This is a genomic window from Mucilaginibacter agri (genome assembly GCF_009928685.1).
Classification (GTDB): Bacteria; Bacteroidota; Bacteroidia; order Sphingobacteriales; family Sphingobacteriaceae; genus Mucilaginibacter; species Mucilaginibacter agri.
Map to the genome: position 1 here is coordinate 1 of NZ_WWEO01000006.1, position 219 is coordinate 219.

Here is a 219-nt window from a genome sequence, read left to right on the forward strand (position 1 = left end):
ATGCGAATCAAGGGTTAAAAGACAAGATAAATAAAAGCGGCAGCAATTTTACCAAAAACATGAATAAGCAAACCCTTTGTTGATCTGACCTTACTGGCTCTCTGTATATCCGTTTTTGTTATCAGCCAGTTAAATAGGGACTCAATAGGCTGCCTAATGGTAGAGACAGCAGTGGAGAACAGATCATTTGCAGCTTTATCTCTTTGTTTGATTACCTCG

1 protein-coding gene is annotated in these 219 nt (G+C 38.8%); it reads right to left on the reverse strand.

Annotation, left to right across the window (positions count from 1 at the left end):
• Positions 1–14 precede the first annotated feature (14 nt).
• On the reverse strand, positions 15–219 hold a 205-nt coding region (locus tag GSY63_RS00015), incomplete at its 5' end, for a hypothetical protein (protein ID WP_208094395.1).